Raw genomic sequence first — 14,717 nt, 5'->3', positions numbered from 1 at the left:
CCGTTCCAGATCGCGGCCGCATGGACGCGTGGCGCGTGATGCAGAAGATAGTTCAGCGCCACCGACGCGCCCATCGAATGGCCGAAGAGGATGACCGGCAGGTTCGGCTGTTCGCTGGCGATGAGATCATGGATGGCGTCGACATCGGCGATCACCTTGGCCGGGCCATCCCTGTCGGCGAACCTGCCAAGCGGGGCGTCGGGCGCCTTCGTCGCGCCGTGGCCACGATGGTCGTGGGCATAGATGTGGAAACCGCGCGGCGCGAGGAAATCGGCGAAGCGGGCGTATCGCGCGGCATGCTCGGCCAGTCCATGGTTGATCTGCACCACGGCGCGAGGCCGGCCATCGGCTTGCCGGACGAAAAGGTTGAGCTGGGCACCGGTCGGAGAGGCAACCATGCGCTGCTGGCTGAATGACATGCCGCTGGGTCTCCGGGCTTGGCCGCCGTGACGGCGCAAGCTTGTGTGCTCCCGCGAACGGTATTGCGTCAATCCGTCCGCCGGCTTTTCCGCGACGATGTTTCTTGCGTTTGACCAGGGAATTATCGCAATTCTGACACGGAGACAGCGGCAATCTGTCGGTCCAAATGTTCTCAGACAGGATTCCCATGCGTATTGGTGTTGTTTTCGGATTTGCCATGCTGGCGGCGTCGCTGATCAGCACCGCACATGCCGATGTCAAGATGAACGGCACCTTCGTCTCCGATGCTGCCTGTCCGGCGACGCAGGCCATCAAGAACGGCAAGAATCCCGGCAATATCTCGACCGACGCCGGCCAGAGCTACCAGCTGCTTGCCGGCAACAAGGATGCGCCGACGCACTATCTCATCCTGGTGCCGGGCGCGGATCCGCAGCGCCGCTGGGTGAAGGTCAGCTGTGGCCATGTCTCCGGCAGCAGCGCCGCGACAGCGCCTGCGGCGGCGGGCGGGCAAGGCAAGTCGACCGCCTCGGGCAAACCTGACTATGTCTTCGCGCTGAGCTGGCAGCCGGCTTTTTGCGAGACCAAGTCGAGCAAGACCGAATGCAAGGCTCAGAACGCCAATGACTTCTACGCCACGCATTTCACCTTGCACGGCCTGTGGCCGCAGCCGAACGGCAATTTCTATTGCCAGGCCACGGCGACCGACAAGGCCAACGACAATCCGGCCCACTGGAAGGACCTGCCGCCGGTCAAGCTCGACCCCGGCACGCGCGCGGAGCTCGACCGGGTGATGCCGGGGACCGCTTCGCAGCTCGACCGGCACGAATGGATCAAGCACGGCACCTGCTACGGCAAAGGCCAGCAGGAGTATTTCTCCGACGCGCTCAATCTCACGCGCGCCGTCAACGCCTCGCCGGTGCGCGATCTCTTCGCCAGGAGCATCGGCGGCAAGCTGACGGCGGATCAGATCCGTGGCGCCTTCGACAATGCCTTCGGCGCCGGAGCAGGGGACCGCGTGCGTGTATCCTGTGTCATCGATCCGTCGAACGGCAGGCGGCTGATCGGCGAACTGACGCTGGGCCTAGCCGGCCCGATCGGCCCGAACAGTTCGCTCAAGGACCTGTTGCTGGCTTCGGTCCCAACCAACAAGGCGGGCTGTCCGACAGGCACGGTCGACGCGATCGGTTTCCAGTAGTCCCGGGCGGCCGGCCGCGTTCCGCCGCGAAGGTCATTCCGCGCCAGAAGAGGTCGTGACGCCAATAGCTGTCAGGACTGCACCGACTTTGTCCATGCGGCGGCGGCCTCGTTAATGGCGGGTTCGCCGACGATCCGGTCGCGTCCGGTCGACTTGGCCCTGTAGAGTCGCTGGTCTGCGAGGGCGAACAGGTCGGCGAGGCCGCGAGTGCTTTCGCTGACGCTGGAGACGCCGGCGCTGATCGTCAGGTCGAAGCGGCGGGTGTTGGCGGGTGCCTTGACGGCGTAGCGGATGCTTTCTCCGAACAGCTTCGCGACCGCGTGCGGACGCGAACTGAGGATGGCGAATTCCTCGCCGCCGATCCTGAACACCTGATCCTCGGAACTTGCGGCCTCGGCGAGCAGCGCCGCCACCGCTTTCAGCACCTTGTCGCCTTCGGCATGACCGAATCTATCGTTGATGAGCTTGAAATGGTCGACATCGAAGATCAGCAGGCTGAGCGGCCGTGCCGTGCGCAGGCTGGTCTGGACGGCGACCTCGCCGTCGCTGTCGAAGCGACCGCGGTTGAGGAGGCCGGTCAGTCCGTCGCGGCCGACATGTTCGACCAGCGCTTCGTAGCGCTCGCGATAAGTCAGCGTATCGAAAATGTCTGTCAGGCCGCGCGGCATGGGGATCTGGCGTTCCTCGAACCATTTGAGATAGGCGACGAGCAGGGTGCTGAACGTCAATGCAGCGGCCATCTTGGCGAACCAGCCGCCGAAGAAGACCGCGACCGGCGCGCCGGAGATGAAATGCAGCGCGGTGTAGAACCCGGCCTGGTCAAAGGTCAGCACGCAGGCAACCGAAATCAGGATGCGGGTGAACTGCGCGCCGCGCAGCGAGCGCCCAAGCTTTTCATAGAGCAGGATGAGCAGGATGGCATCGATGAAGAGCAATGCGGTGCCCCACACCATCAGCCAGCCCATCTCGTCGATGAAGCCGATGTCGGGCAGCCGGCCGTCGGGAAGCGGCGCGATGGCATGCATGCGCACAAGCAGCACCAGTCCGATCATCAGGACATTGCCGAGCAGCAGGCCATAGATCGGCTGACGGACGGTGGCGGCGTCCTCCTTCATGTAGAGCAGCAGGAGCATCACCAGCTTGCCCGAAAACAGCACCGCCGAGCCGGGCGAGACCATGCCGAACGGCGAGGCAACGTAAAAGACGCTGGCGAGATAGGTTTCCAGGAAATGCATGACGCCCAGCGCGCAGATGAACACGCCCAGGCCGATCCGTTTCCTGAAGCGGAAGAGCGCCGCCATGACGCTGAAATAGACGACCGCCTCGGCAAGGAGCAGGAAACTGTTCAGCAATGCCGTCGACCCGATCCATCACCCAAAATCGCGGCAAGCCGGCGATTCACCCTGATTGTGTTTTGCCTTTGAAGGGTTAACCGGAGCTTTCAGCGAGCCGTGCGGCGAGGGAAAATTCGCCGCTGTGGCGGACATGCGCGATCCGACGCGGCGAAAGCGATTGCCGTTCGACGCCGCATCGCCTACATAGCGGCCAACCTCCATTCAATTCGACGCATCCAGCCAGTTCCGCTGGGCAGTCATTTTTTCAGGGAAAGCGCGCGTGGCACGCCAGTTCATCTATCACATGGCCGGCCTCAACAAGGCCTACGGCACCAAGAAGGTGCTCGAGAACGTCCATCTGTCTTTCTATCCGGACGCCAAGATCGGCATTCTCGGCCCGAACGGCTCGGGCAAGTCGACGATCCTCAAGATCATGGCGGGGCTCGACAAGGAGTGGAACGGCGAGGCGTGGCTGGCCGAGGGCGCTACCGTCGGCTACCTGGCGCAGGAGCCGGCGCTCGATGCGGACAAGACGGTGTTCGAGAACATCATGGAAGGCGTTGCCGCCAAGACCACCATCATCGAGCGCTACAACGAACTGATGATGAACTATTCCGACGAGACCGCCGACGAGTCGGCCAAGCTCCAGGACGAGATGGACCGGCTGAACCTTTGGGATCTCGAACAGCAGGTCGAAATGGCGATGGAGGCGCTGGGCTGCCCGCCCAAGGATGCCGATGTCACCAAGCTTTCCGGCGGCGAGCGCCGGCGCGTGGCGCTCTGCCAGCTGCTGCTGCGCCAGCCGGACCTGCTGCTGCTCGACGAACCGACCAACCATCTCGACGCCGAGACCACGGCGTGGCTGGAAAAGCATCTGCGCGCCTATCCGGGCGCCGTGATGATCATCACCCACGATCGCTACTTCCTCGACAATGTCACCGGCTGGATCCTCGAACTCGATCGTGGACGCGGCATTCCCTATGAGGGCAACTACACCAAATATCTCGAAGCCAAGGCCAAGCGGCTCAAGCAGGAGGGCCGCGAGGACGACGCCCGCCAGCGCGCCATCGGCCGCGAGCGCGAGTGGATCCAGTCGAGCCCGAAGGCCCGGCAGACCAAATCCAAGGCGCGTATCCAGGCGTTCCAGGATCTTCTGGATGCGGCCGACAAGCGCCGCCCGAGCGATACGCAGATCGTCATCCCGCATGGCGAGCGGCTCGGCAATGTGGTGATCGAGGCCGAAGGCCTGACGAAGGGATTTGGCGACACGCTGCTGATCGACGGGCTGGAGTTCAAGCTGCCACCCGGCGGCATCGTTGGCGTGATCGGTCCGAACGGCGCCGGCAAGACGACGCTGTTTCGCATGATCACCGGCCAGGAAAAGCCCGATGCGGGCTCGGTGCGCGTCGGCGAGACGGTGAAGCTCGGCTATGTCGACCAGAGCCGCGATGCGCTCGATCCGTCGAAGACGGTGTGGGAAGAGATCTCCGGCGGCGCCGAAGTGGTCAAGCTCGGCAAGTTCGAGGCCAACACGCGCGCCTACTGCGCATCGTTCAACTTCCGCGGCGGTGACCAGCAGCAGAAGGTCGGCAACCTGTCCGGCGGCCAGCGCAACCGCGTGCACCTGGCCAAGATGCTGAAGACCGGCGGCAACGTGCTGCTGCTCGACGAACCGACCAACGATCTCGATACGGAAACGCTGGCGGCGCTCGAAGACGCGCTGGAGAATTTTGGCGGCTGCGCCGTCATCATCTCGCACGATCGCATGTTCCTGGATCGCCTGGCGACTCACATCCTGGCCTTCGAGGGCGACAGCCATGTCGAGTGGTTCGAGGGCAATTTCGAGGATTACGAGCAGGACAAGATCCGCCGCCTGGGCCCGGACGCGGTCAACCCGCACCGCATGACGTACAAGAGGTTGACGCGGTAGGGCGACTGGCCGGCGGCGAATTCTCAAGACGATATGAGGAGCTGATATGGCCGATTGGTCCGCCGCCCAATATCTGAAATTCGAGGACGAGCGCACGCGGCCCGCGCGCGATCTCGTCGCGCAGGTGCCGGTCGATTTCCCGCGCCGGGTCATCGACATCGGCTGCGGGCCGGGCAACTCGACCGAACTTCTGGTCGAGCGCTGGCCGGATGCCCGGGTGAGCGGCTTCGACACTTCGCCCGACATGATCGAGAATGCCAGGGCGCGCCTGCCCGATGTCGCCTTCGACCTGGCGGACGCCGCGACATGGGCGCCGGCCGAGCCGGTCGACGTGATCTTCGCCAACGCGGTGTTCCAGTGGCTTCCCACGCATCCGGCGGTGTTCCAGCGGCTGATGGGCTTGCTGGCGCCTGGCGGTGCGCTGGCCGTCCAGATGCCCGACAATATGCTCGAGCCGTCGCACCAGCTGATGCGCGATACGGCCGCCGAAATGCCGTTCGCCGCGAAGCTCAAGGGCGCGGCGCGCGGACCATTGCCGGCGGTGTCCTTCTATTACGACCTTCTGTCGCCGCTGTGCGGACGCCTGGACATCTGGCATACGGCCTACAACCATCCATTGGCCGATGCCCAGGCCATCGTCGAATGGGTGAAGTCGACCGGGCTGAAGCCTTTCCTCGATCCGCTGGATCCGGACGAGCGCGGCATGTTCCTGGACAGCTATACGGCCAGGATCCAACGGGCCTATCCGAAAATGGCGAACGGCAAGGTGCTGTTGCGGTTCCCTCGCATCTTCATCGTCGCCAAGCGGGCCGGCTAGGAAAACATTGGTCTTCGCCCGCCGCGGCAGCGCCGTCTTGACCCTGTTTCGCCAACGTGGCCAATTCACCCGGGTGGAGCAGGATGGCCAGTGTGGGAAGGGGTGGACCGATGACAATGAAAAAGATGATTCTCGGCGGTGGCATGTGCGCGGCGGCGCTTCTGGCATTCTCGGTTTCGGCTGAGGCCAAGCGGGCGCGCTGCTTCACCACCGATGATGGCTATTTTCCCTGCAACTACCGGGCGATCGACGATGCCGGCAGCTTCCGCATCTCGGCGCCGGGCTATCCGACTTATGTTCTGGAGATCGACGGGCCGGGCTTCGCCTATGGCTTTATCAATCTCGGCCACCGCAATGTGCCGTTGCCGGGACAATATGTGCGCAGCCGTGACGACGGCGCCTGCTGGAACAACCCGCAGACCAGCACCAAGCTTTGCGCCTGGTGAAGCCGGGCTCAACGGTCCAACATCGTGGTTTAAGCCGGCGTAAACCGGCGCGATGAGAAAAGTGTTGCGCCGAAGCATTTCGGCGCCCACATGAAGCCGCAACGCCTGCGGATGGGACGGACTGAAACATGCATCGCGTCATCATCAGCGGCATCGGCGCTGAAATTCCCGCAGCTGTCATCACTAATGAAGAACTGGTCGAAAGCTTCAACAGCTGGGTCGACACGGAGAACGCGCGGCGCCAGTTGACCGGCGAAACGCTGCTGCAGAAATCCGACAGCGATTTCATCTTCCACGCCTCGGGCGTGCGCTCACGCCATGTCATCGAGCGCGAAGGCATTCTCGACCCGACCCGCATGACGCCGCGCATCCCGGCTCGGCCGGACGATGCGCTGTCGCTGGAGGCCGAGTTCGGCATCGCCTCGGCCAGAAAAGCGCTCGACTATGCCGGGCTGAAGCCGTCCGACATCGACCTGATCATCTGTTCGGCCTCGCACCACCAGCGGCCCTATCCGGCGATCGCCATCGAAATGCAGGAGGCGCTGGGCACGACAGGCGCCGGCTTCGATATGGGGCTCGGCTGTTCTTCCGCGGCTGCGGCCCTGCACATGGCGGTCAATCTGGTACGCTCGGGGGCGCACAAGCGCATTCTGGTGACCACTCCGGAGATCATCACCGGCCATCTCAATTTCCGCGACCGGCAGACGCATTTCATCTTCGGCGACGCCTCGGTGTCGATGGTCGTCGAAGGCCTGGCGCAGGGCGAGAGGCGACCGGGGCGTTTCGAAGTGCTGGACACGCGCATCTGGACGCAGATGTCGAACAACATCCGCACCAATCTCGGCTATCACACCCGTACAGCCCAGGATGATCCCTACATGATCAATCTGGAGGGCAATCTGATCAAGCAGGTCGGCAACAAGGTGTTCAAGGAAGTCACCGTCGCCGGGCACAAATTCATCGTCGAATTCCTCGCCGAGCATGGGCTGACGCCGCAGGCCGTGAGGCGGTTCTGGCTGCACCAGGCCAATGCCCGCATGAATGCCATGATCCTGAAATTGTCATTCGGTCATGAGGTCGACCACGACCGCGCGCCGATGGTGCTGGAAAAGCTCGGCAACACGGCGGGCGCCGGCGCCATCGTCGCGCTGTCGCAGAACCATGCCGACATGAAGCCGGGCGATTTCGGCCTGATCTGCGCCTTCGGCGCGGGGTATTCGATCGGCGGCGCGTTGATCAGGATGCTTTGAGCCTCCTGGTCAGGCCGGTGTGAATGGCACCAGCATCGGCACGCGCCTGGCGTAGTCGTCATAGGCGCTGCCCAACTCGCCCCGCAGGAAGCGCTCCTCCAGCCTTGCCTTCATGACGATGCCGATGGTCAGCAGGATGGCTCCGGCGACGCCCCAGACAGTGCCCTTGGCGGCCATGGTGGCAAGGATGGCCAGCAGCAGTCCGGTGTAGATGGGATGGCGGACGAGACTGTACGGCCCGGTGTCAATGACGCGGTGCTCGGCCTTCGCGGTCACCGTGCCGGACCACAACCGGCCGAGGTGCAGCCGCGCCCACCAGCAGAAGGCGAGGCCGACGGCGACCAGCGCGACGCAGATCCAGGCCTCGGCAAGGTTGGGAAACCACAGGCGAAGCCACCCGGCATAGCCGTGCGCGGGAATGAAGAACAGGATGGCGCCCAGCGCCAGCACGGCGCGGTAAGGCGCCTCGGCCCGGAAGCCGGCGCGTTTTTCGACCCGGTCTGCCCAGAAGGCGGCCGCTGCCCACGACACCGCCCAGGCCAGCCAAAGCAGCAGAATCGCCTCGCCGGGACGCATGGTGATCTCCGTGGACTTGCCTCCGCGTCACCATGAGGCCGGCATGGCGCGGCGGCAATGCGGTCGCGCTACCGAGAACGGTCAGAAGATCGTGATCGGCGTCTCATCGGTGATGTTGATCCGATAATCAGCAGTTTGAACTGGACGTCGAAAAAGGCAAAACGGATAATTGCAGGCATGACGAAAAACCGAACCGCCACGCTGGATCTCTTCCCCGAGGCCGAAAAGCCGACTGACATCATCCCGGGACGCAAGCTTGCCGCCAGGGTGGCGGCGCTCTACGCCGCATCGTCGGACGATTTCCAGACCCAGCCGGTGGGCGAATTGCGGCTCGGCTTCGACGGCATACCGGGCGACTTCCATTCGGGGCCGACGCGGCGGTCCGGCGGGCGCGAACCGTGGTATCCGCGCGGCACCGAGATGCGCAACGAGCGGCAGGTGTCGATCGTCGCTGCCGACGAGCTCGCCATCGTTGCCGAGCGGATGAACCTCGCCGAGATCAAGCCGGAATGGATCGGCGCCAATCTTTTGATCGAGGGTGTACCCCGCCTCTCCATGCTGCCGGCCGGAACGTTGTTGTTCTTCAAGGGCGGCGTGACCATCAAGGTCGATGGGCAGAACGGACCGTGCCGCCTTAGCGGGCGCGCGGTGGCTGAAAATGCCGGCATGGCCGATGTCGAAGCCGGGGCTCTGCTGTTCCCGAAAGCAGCCAAACGCCTGCGCGGCATCGTTGCCTGGGTTGAAAAGCCGGGGACGATCAGGGCCGGCGAGGAGATTTCCGTTAGGGTGCCGGAGCAGTGGATCTATCGAGCTTGAAGCAGAACTGCGCCGTCCTGCGAACGGATCGGGCACGGCCAGCGCCGGTCAATCCTCTTCATCATCGGCATCGAGCAGACGTGTCGCGCGCCAGCGGGTCAGCACGGCGTTGGTCTGTTCGATGACGAAGAAGCGGGCGGAGTCGCGGTCGTAGCCCTCGGCCAGCAGCTTTTCATAGTCGGTGTGCACGTGCCGGACATGGGCAATGGTGGCCAGCCATACGGCGATCGTCGGCGGCAAGGTCTTCATGTGCACCGCGCCGGCGTCGGCGCGGATCTTTTCCATGTCCGCATAGGGGGCCAGCGGCAGAAGGGCTGTCAGTGCCTTGGCGATGGCACGGCGGCGGCCGGTGGGCGCCGTCATCGCTCCTCGCGCCCCTCGACCGTCGCCTCGGCAATGGCGTCGGTCGAGGCGAAGTAAGGCTTGATGTCGATGACCGGCGTGCCGTCGAGCACATCGATGGCGTCGATGTAGATGCGCCCCGTGCCGACGTCGAGCCCTACGAGCCGCGCCACATGCAGGCCGACCGGGTTCGGCCGGGCAGGGGAGCGCAGGCCGAATACCCCTTTCGCGTCAGCCGCATGGCGCGGTTTCTGCACAATCAGAGTCCGCGGCGCGTGATGCAGCCAGGACAGGATGATGATGTGGCTGGCGCGGTCCAGTCCTTGCAAGCCGGCACGATAGGGTTCGTCGACGGTCAGCACCGCCGGCTGGCCGGCCGCACGCGCGGCCCGCATGTTCTTCGGGCAGGTGTCGCGCGTCGTCCAGGGCGAGGTGAGGCGCCCTATGAAGACGATGCCGCCGTCCGGCGGCATCGTTGCCGGATCCTGATCCAGCCTCCGTTCGCCTTCGCGTGTCTCGAACATATCGCCTGATGAAGTCATCCTGCCCTCGTGATGCGCCGCTTGTTGAAAGATCGGCCTTTTTCCGCCAGCTTACGCCTGCGGCATTTTCTTGTCAGGAAGCGACATAAGACTTGCACGCCGTCAAAAATCGACATAAACATATGTTTATATCTTTTTCAAAGAGAATACGCGGATGCATGTCTCGCTCGACACCATGGTTGATACGTTGAAGGCAGCGGCCGAATCCAGCCGGCTGCGCATATTGGCACTGTTGTCGCGCGGCGACCTCACCGTTTCCGATCTTACCGAAATTCTCGGCCAGTCGCAGCCTCGCGTCTCGCGCCACCTGAAACTCTTGCTGGAGGCGGGCCTAATCGGCCGCTACCAGGAAGGCTCGTGGGCCTTCTTCCGGCTGTCGGACACGGATTCGGCGCGCGACTTCGTGACCGGCCTGGTGTCCGGCATTCGCGGCGCCGATCCGCAGGTCGAGCGCGATCTCGAGCGGCTTGCGTCGGTCAAGCGCAAGCGCCAGGACCGCGCTGCCGAATATTTCTCGGTGAATGCGGCGAGCTGGGATCATATCCGCTCGCTGCATGTGCCGGATCGTGCGGTCGAAGCGGCATTGCTGAAACTGGTTGGCAAACGGCCGTTCCAGTCGATGCTGGATCTCGGCACCGGCACGGGGCGGCTCCTGGAGATCTTTTCGCCGCTCTACAGGCGCGGCATCGGCATCGACATGTCGCGCGAGATGCTGACCGTGGCGCGGGCCAACCTCGACAAGGCCGGGGTTTCGAACGCGCAGGTGCGGCAGGGTGATATCTTTTCGCCGCCGGTCGAGCGCGACGCGTTCGATCTCGTCACCATCCACCAGGTGCTGCACTATCTCGACGATCCCGCCCGGGCCATCCACGAGGCGGCGCGGCTCCTGCGTCCGGCGGGCCGGCTGGTCATCGTCGATTTCGCGCCGCACACGCTGGAGTTTCTGCGCGACGAGCACGCGCATGTGAGGCTCGGCTTTTCCGACCGGCAGATCGCCGACTGGTTTGGCGAAGCCGGCCTCGATCTCGAGGATGCCCAGGAATTCGAGCCGCGCGGCGGCAGCGAGGCGAGGCTCACCGTCAAGCTCTGGCTCGGCCGCGACCGTCGCCTGCTGATGGCCGATCCTTCCGGCGACGCCAGGCAGGTCAAAGTGAACGCGATAGGGGAAATCGCCTGATGAACCAGTTCCGCTTTTCCCGCCGCCCCGACATCGGCGACAAGGTCACGGTTTCGTTCGAGTTCTTCCCGCCGAAGAACGACGAGATGGAGGCCAGGCTGTGGGACACGGTCACGCGGCTGGAGCCGCTGAATCCTCAATTCGTCTCGGTCACCTATGGCGCCGGGGGCTCGACACGCGAGCGCACCGCGCGCACCATCGGCCGCATCCTGAAGGAGACCAGCCTCACTCCGGCGGCGCACATGACCTGCGTCGACGCCGCGCGCCATGAGGTCGACGCGGTGATCCAGGAATTCGCCGATCTGGGCGTCAAGCGCTTCGTCGCCTTGCGCGGCGATCCGGCCGAAGGCGTGGGAGCGGCCTACCGGCCGCATGCGGACGGCTATGCCAACGGGGCCGAACTGGTTGGTGCGCTGAAGGGCGCCGGCGACTTCGACATTTCGGTTTCGGCCTATCCGGAGAAGCATCCGGAAAGCCCCGACTTCGCCACCGACATCGACATGCTGAAGCGCAAGGTCGACAATGGCGCGACGCGGGCGATCACCCAGTTCTTCTTCGACAACGATCTCTACGAGCGCTATGTTGAACGTGTGCGCCGGGCTGGCATCTACATCCCGATCGTGCCCGGCATCCTGCCGGTGCATAATTTCACCCAGGTCGCCAATTTCTCGGCGCGCTGCGGCGCGCTGGTTCCAGCCTGGCTGGCCGAACGTTTCGAGGGCCTGCGCAACGACGCGCAGACCCATGCGCTGGTGGCGTCGGCGGTGGCGGCCGAACAGGTGCTGGACCTGGTCGAGCGCGGCGTGGGCGACTTCCACTTCTATACGATGAACCGGGCCGATCTGGTCTTCGCCGTCTGCCACATGATCGGCATCCGCTCGCATGAAGCGGCGGGTTCAGCCGCGGCTTAAAGCGATGGCTTCGAAATGCGAAAAGGCCGGGTAACGAATACCCGGCCTTACGAATTGTCGGACTGTTGGATGCTGGTCTTCCCCGTCTTGGCGGGTCAGGGAAGAAAGCCCATGATGAGGGCTCCGATGAAGGCGAACGCAGCACAGATCATCAATGCGTTGATAGGCCTCGTAAGTCCCATGACATAGCCTCCTCTTAAAGAGCTATGCCAGGGAGTCTAGGTTCATTTGTGCCACAGGCAAGCGGAAAATGTGCCGCACCGCGCCGTAATTGCGGGGCTCGCGGCCCACTTTTTGCCGTTAGGCCTTGAAACTCCTAGGCAAATGTCCGCTTCACACCTGTGAATAAATTGTGACGGCGATGTGTCCCCGCCGTGTCATGGCAGCGCTACCGTCGATCATCACCGACCACAAACGGTGACCAGAGGGATTCGGCGTCGACGATGGCTCATCACCGGTCAGGCGTCGACTATTCGGCGGAGGACTGCCTTTGCCTACCGCCTGCCGAACACCCGCCCGTCGATGGTGACAAGTCCAAGCGCGATCAGCACCACGCCGCCGACTTCGAACAGTTCGAGCCGTTCGCCGAGGAACAGGAAGCCGAGCAGCATGGCGCTGGCCGGCACGATGAGCGTGACCAGCGACGCGTTGGTGGCGCCTGCCGAGGCGACGAGGTTGAAATAGAGGATATAGGCGAAGGCGGTCGACAGCAGCGCCAGCGCCAGCACAGCCGCCCAGACCGGGGGCGAGGCCGAGAACAGGCCAGCCGGGCCGTAGGCGAAGAGCACGATCGGGATCATGATGACGGTCGAGGCGCTCAGTTGCCCGGCGGCGATGACCGGTGAGGGCACGCCCTTGAAGCGGCGGGCAACCATCAGCGCGATGCCATAGGACAGTGAGGCGCCGATCAGCGCGAACTTGGCCCAGACCGGGCCGCCAAGCCCGGTATGCAGGCCGGGACCGATCATCACCGCCGTGCCTGCTATGCCGAGCGCGATGCCGGAAACCTTGTTCCAGGAGAGCTTTTCGTCCGAGGTCAGCGCATTGGCGAAGATCAGTGTCCAGAACGGCGTCGTCGCGTTGAGCACCGAGGCGACACCGGCGCCGAGCTGGGTCTGGCCGGCGAAGATCAGCGAGAACGGGACGACGTTGTTGGTCAGCGCCAGCAGGAAAAACAGGCCGGCATGGGGAAGGGCGAGGCGGAACGACGGCCCACGGATGGCCAGATACAGCTGCAGCGCGATCGCGGCGATGGCGACGCGGAACAACACCAGCACCAGCGGATGAAGCTCGGCCACCGCGATGCGGGCGAAGAAGAACGAGCCGCCCCAGATGGCACCGAGCAGCAGCAACTGCCCCCAGTCGGTGAGCGTCATCGGTCCGCGCGGCGGTGATGCTGCGGCAATTGCCATGCGAAAATCGTCCCCAGGCCAGCGGTCGGACACAAGCCATATCCGTTCCGGCGATAGGGGCCACCCGAAACCTGATCGCTGGCAAACGTCAGCGGCAGAGACTAGCGCCGCTGCGTCAGGCGCGTAAGACACAGAATTGTTTTCATTAGCCGCTAGCTTGCATTAATTGTGCGGGGCTCAGGTCAAGGATTCGTCGATGCAGCGATTCGAGAATGCCCGCGAGGCGGCACTGGCGCTTCGCCCGGACGATCCGGTCTACTGCTTCCGCCCGCAGGTGCTGAAGGACGATGCCAGACAGTTCATGGGCATGTTCCCCGGCAAGACCGCCTACGCCGTCAAGACCAATGGCGAGCCGATCGTGCTGAAGGCGCTGGTCGAGGCCGGCGTCTCCGCTTTCGACGTCGCGTCGCCGGGAGAGTTTGCCGCCGTGCGCGCTGTCTCGAGCGACGCCGAGATGCTCTACATGCACCCTGTCAAGGCGCAGTCGGATATCAAGCTTGCGCTGGAGAAGTACGGCATCCGCGTCATCTCGCTCGACCACGAGGACGAGATCACCAAGGTGACCCGGGTGGTGCGGGCGCTCGACATCGATCCGGGCACGATCAGCGTGTTCGTGCGGGTACAGACCAAGGGCCATGCCGCCTATGAACTGTCCAAGAAGTTCGGCGCCGGGCCGGCCTATGCGGTCGAACTCGCCGAGCGGCTGAACCGCACCGGCTACAAGGTGGGACTTTGCTTCCATGTCGGCAGCCAGATCGAGGATCCCGACACTTATGAGCGGGCGCTGGCCTCGGCCGACTGGGTCCGCAACCGGCTGACCTTCGACATTGCCGGGCTCGATGTCGGTGGCGGCTTCCCGGCCGAATACGGCCACGACCCGAACCGCAAGCAGGTCGAGATGCCGTCGCTCGGCCAGATCATGTCGCGGCTGTCGGGCGACCTCAAGGAGTACCAGTTCGACAAGATGCCGCTGGTGGCCGAGCCGGGCAGGGTGATCGTGGCTCGCTGCCTGTCGCTGATCGTGCGCGTGCTTTTGCGCAAGGGCAAGCGACTCTACATCAATGACGGCATCTGGGCGTCGCTGTCGGATTCATGGACCGGCAAGATCACCCTGCCGGCGCGCTTCATTCCCGATCCCGCGATCCGCTCGCGCAATGGCGAGGAAAAGAACATCGTGCCGTTCAAGGTCTGCGGCGCGACCTGCGATTCCGTCGACATCCTGTCGCGGCCATTCTGGCTGCCGGAGACCGTCGACACCGGCGACTGGATCGAGATCGGCCATATCGGGGCCTATTCGCTGTCGCTCAGGACCCGCTTCAACGGCTTTTATCCCGACACCTTCGTCGAGGTGACGACGCCGTTCGACGAAGGCGACGCGCCGCAAGGGTTTGCAAGTTTGGAGACGATGGCGGATTAAGGTTTCTTCCTTCTCCCCCTGTGGGAGAAGGTGTCGCCGAAGGCGGCGGATGATGGGTGTTCCAGAAGACGCCAACGTCTCACTACGCTGGAACATCCCTCATCCGTCTCGTCGCTACGCGCCGATCCACCT

15 protein-coding genes are annotated in these 14,717 nt (G+C 64.0%); 9 read left to right on the top strand and 6 right to left on the bottom strand.

Annotated elements, in window-relative coordinates:
* A partial coding sequence (locus tag WC739_RS04115; RefSeq protein WP_372951745.1) for an alpha/beta fold hydrolase occupies positions 1 to 419 on the bottom strand: 419 nt, incomplete at its 3' end.
* Between the two features lie 188 nt (positions 420 to 607).
* Between WC739_RS04115 and WC739_RS04110 the strand changes: the two genes are divergently transcribed.
* Positions 608 to 1,615 carry a ribonuclease T2 gene (locus WC739_RS04110; RefSeq protein WP_372951744.1) on the top strand — a complete coding sequence of 336 codons (1,008 nt, stop codon included), beginning with the start codon at positions 608 to 610 and terminating at the stop codon, positions 1,613 to 1,615.
* Positions 1,616 to 1,686: 71 nt separating this feature from the next.
* Here the strand turns inward: WC739_RS04110 and WC739_RS04105 are convergent, their stop codons facing one another.
* Entirely contained in the window at positions 1,687 to 2,967 is a 1,281-nt protein-coding gene (locus WC739_RS04105) for a diguanylate cyclase (protein WP_372951743.1), read from the bottom strand.
* 262 nt (positions 2,968 to 3,229) lie between these two features.
* Between WC739_RS04105 and ettA the strand changes: the two genes are divergently transcribed.
* From ettA to WC739_RS04085, 4 genes are all read left to right on the top strand, one after another.
* A complete protein-coding gene (ettA, locus tag WC739_RS04100; RefSeq protein ID WP_372951742.1) occupies positions 3,230 to 4,879 on the top strand; it encodes an energy-dependent translational throttle protein EttA in 1,650 nt (549 codons plus the stop codon).
* Between the two features lie 46 nt (positions 4,880 to 4,925).
* A complete protein-coding gene (gene tam / locus WC739_RS04095; protein WP_372951741.1) occupies positions 4,926 to 5,696 on the top strand; it encodes a trans-aconitate 2-methyltransferase in 771 nt (256 codons plus the stop codon).
* A gap of 116 nt (positions 5,697 to 5,812) precedes the next feature.
* Positions 5,813 to 6,142 (top strand): hypothetical protein, encoded by a 330-nt coding sequence (locus WC739_RS04090; protein WP_372951740.1) that lies wholly within the window; start codon positions 5,813 to 5,815, stop codon positions 6,140 to 6,142.
* Positions 6,143 to 6,270: 128 nt separating this feature from the next.
* Positions 6,271 to 7,392: a beta-ketoacyl-ACP synthase III gene (locus tag WC739_RS04085; RefSeq protein ID WP_372951739.1), complete on the top strand. Its 1,122-nt coding sequence runs from the start codon at positions 6,271 to 6,273 to the stop codon at positions 7,390 to 7,392.
* A gap of 9 nt (positions 7,393 to 7,401) precedes the next feature.
* On the opposite strand, the gene WC739_RS04080 is transcribed toward WC739_RS04085, so the two are convergent.
* Positions 7,402 to 7,968, bottom strand: a complete 567-nt coding sequence (locus WC739_RS04080; RefSeq protein WP_372951738.1) for an isoprenylcysteine carboxylmethyltransferase family protein — start codon at positions 7,966 to 7,968, stop codon at positions 7,402 to 7,404.
* 177 nt (positions 7,969 to 8,145) lie between these two features.
* Here WC739_RS04080 and WC739_RS04075 point away from each other — a divergent pair, with 177 nt between their 5' ends.
* Positions 8,146 to 8,784: an MOSC domain-containing protein gene (locus WC739_RS04075; protein WP_372951737.1), complete on the top strand. Its 639-nt coding sequence runs from the start codon at positions 8,146 to 8,148 to the stop codon at positions 8,782 to 8,784.
* 48 nt (positions 8,785 to 8,832) lie between these two features.
* Here WC739_RS04075 and WC739_RS04070 read toward each other — a convergent pair whose 3' ends face one another.
* Positions 8,833 to 9,147 carry a DUF2293 domain-containing protein gene (locus WC739_RS04070; RefSeq protein WP_372951736.1) on the bottom strand — a complete coding sequence of 105 codons (315 nt, stop codon included), beginning with the start codon at positions 9,145 to 9,147 and terminating at the stop codon, positions 8,833 to 8,835.
* Positions 9,144 to 9,668: a tRNA (N6-threonylcarbamoyladenosine(37)-N6)-methyltransferase TrmO gene (gene tsaA, locus WC739_RS04065; protein WP_372951735.1), complete on the bottom strand. Its 525-nt coding sequence runs from the start codon at positions 9,666 to 9,668 to the stop codon at positions 9,144 to 9,146. Before tsaA ends, WC739_RS04070 begins: the two co-directional genes overlap by 4 nt.
* A 154-nt stretch (positions 9,669 to 9,822) precedes the next feature.
* On the opposite strand from tsaA, the gene WC739_RS04060 reads away from it, so the two are divergent.
* Both WC739_RS04060 and metF read left to right on the top strand, forming a co-directional pair.
* Positions 9,823 to 10,845: an ArsR/SmtB family transcription factor gene (locus WC739_RS04060; RefSeq protein ID WP_372951734.1), complete on the top strand. Its 1,023-nt coding sequence runs from the start codon at positions 9,823 to 9,825 to the stop codon at positions 10,843 to 10,845.
* The gene (gene metF / locus WC739_RS04055) at positions 10,845 to 11,756 is read left to right on the top strand and encodes a methylenetetrahydrofolate reductase [NAD(P)H] (protein WP_372951733.1); all 912 of its coding nucleotides are present in this window, start codon (positions 10,845 to 10,847) and stop codon (positions 11,754 to 11,756) included. The genes WC739_RS04060 and metF overlap by 1 nt, the downstream gene beginning before the upstream one ends.
* A 494-nt stretch (positions 11,757 to 12,250) precedes the next feature.
* Here metF and WC739_RS04050 read toward each other — a convergent pair whose 3' ends face one another.
* A complete protein-coding gene (locus WC739_RS04050; RefSeq protein ID WP_372951732.1) occupies positions 12,251 to 13,168 on the bottom strand; it encodes a DMT family transporter in 918 nt (305 codons plus the stop codon).
* Between the two features lie 196 nt (positions 13,169 to 13,364).
* On the opposite strand from WC739_RS04050, the gene WC739_RS04045 reads away from it, so the two are divergent.
* On the top strand, positions 13,365 to 14,585 hold the full coding sequence (locus tag WC739_RS04045; protein ID WP_372951731.1) for an alanine racemase: 1,221 nt from the start codon (positions 13,365 to 13,367) through the stop codon (positions 14,583 to 14,585).
* Positions 14,586 to 14,717 lie beyond the last annotated feature (132 nt).

Origin of the sequence: Mesorhizobium sp. (genome assembly GCF_041661565.1) — a bacterium.
GTDB lineage: Bacteria > Pseudomonadota > Alphaproteobacteria > Rhizobiales > Rhizobiaceae > Mesorhizobium.
This window is presented reverse-complemented; position numbering and strand designations above follow the sequence as displayed.

What these genes read in the sequence shown, in the direction of transcription:
- WC739_RS04085 (WP_372951739.1), top strand. Translation starts at nt 6,271, where the DNA reads ATGCATCGCGTCATCATCAGCGGCATCGGCGCTGAAATTCCCGCAGCT.
- WC739_RS04090 (WP_372951740.1), top strand. Translation starts at nt 5,813, where the DNA reads ATGAAAAAGATGATTCTCGGCGGTGGCATGTGCGCGGCGGCGCTTCTG.
- WC739_RS04060 (WP_372951734.1), top strand. Translation starts at nt 9,823, where the DNA reads ATGCATGTCTCGCTCGACACCATGGTTGATACGTTGAAGGCAGCGGCC.
- metF (WP_372951733.1), top strand. Translation starts at nt 10,845, where the DNA reads ATGAACCAGTTCCGCTTTTCCCGCCGCCCCGACATCGGCGACAAGGTC.
- WC739_RS04080 (WP_372951738.1), bottom strand. Translation starts at nt 7,968, where the DNA reads ATGCGTCCCGGCGAGGCGATTCTGCTGCTTTGGCTGGCCTGGGCGGTG.
- tam (WP_372951741.1), top strand. Translation starts at nt 4,926, where the DNA reads ATGGCCGATTGGTCCGCCGCCCAATATCTGAAATTCGAGGACGAGCGC.
- WC739_RS04050 (WP_372951732.1), bottom strand. Translation starts at nt 13,168, where the DNA reads ATGGCAATTGCCGCAGCATCACCGCCGCGCGGACCGATGACGCTCACC.
- WC739_RS04110 (WP_372951744.1), top strand. Translation starts at nt 608, where the DNA reads ATGCGTATTGGTGTTGTTTTCGGATTTGCCATGCTGGCGGCGTCGCTG.
- WC739_RS04075 (WP_372951737.1), top strand. Translation starts at nt 8,146, where the DNA reads ATGACGAAAAACCGAACCGCCACGCTGGATCTCTTCCCCGAGGCCGAA.
- tsaA (WP_372951735.1), bottom strand. Translation starts at nt 9,668, where the DNA reads ATGACTTCATCAGGCGATATGTTCGAGACACGCGAAGGCGAACGGAGG.
- WC739_RS04045 (WP_372951731.1), top strand. Translation starts at nt 13,365, where the DNA reads ATGCAGCGATTCGAGAATGCCCGCGAGGCGGCACTGGCGCTTCGCCCG.
- WC739_RS04070 (WP_372951736.1), bottom strand. Translation starts at nt 9,147, where the DNA reads ATGACGGCGCCCACCGGCCGCCGCCGTGCCATCGCCAAGGCACTGACA.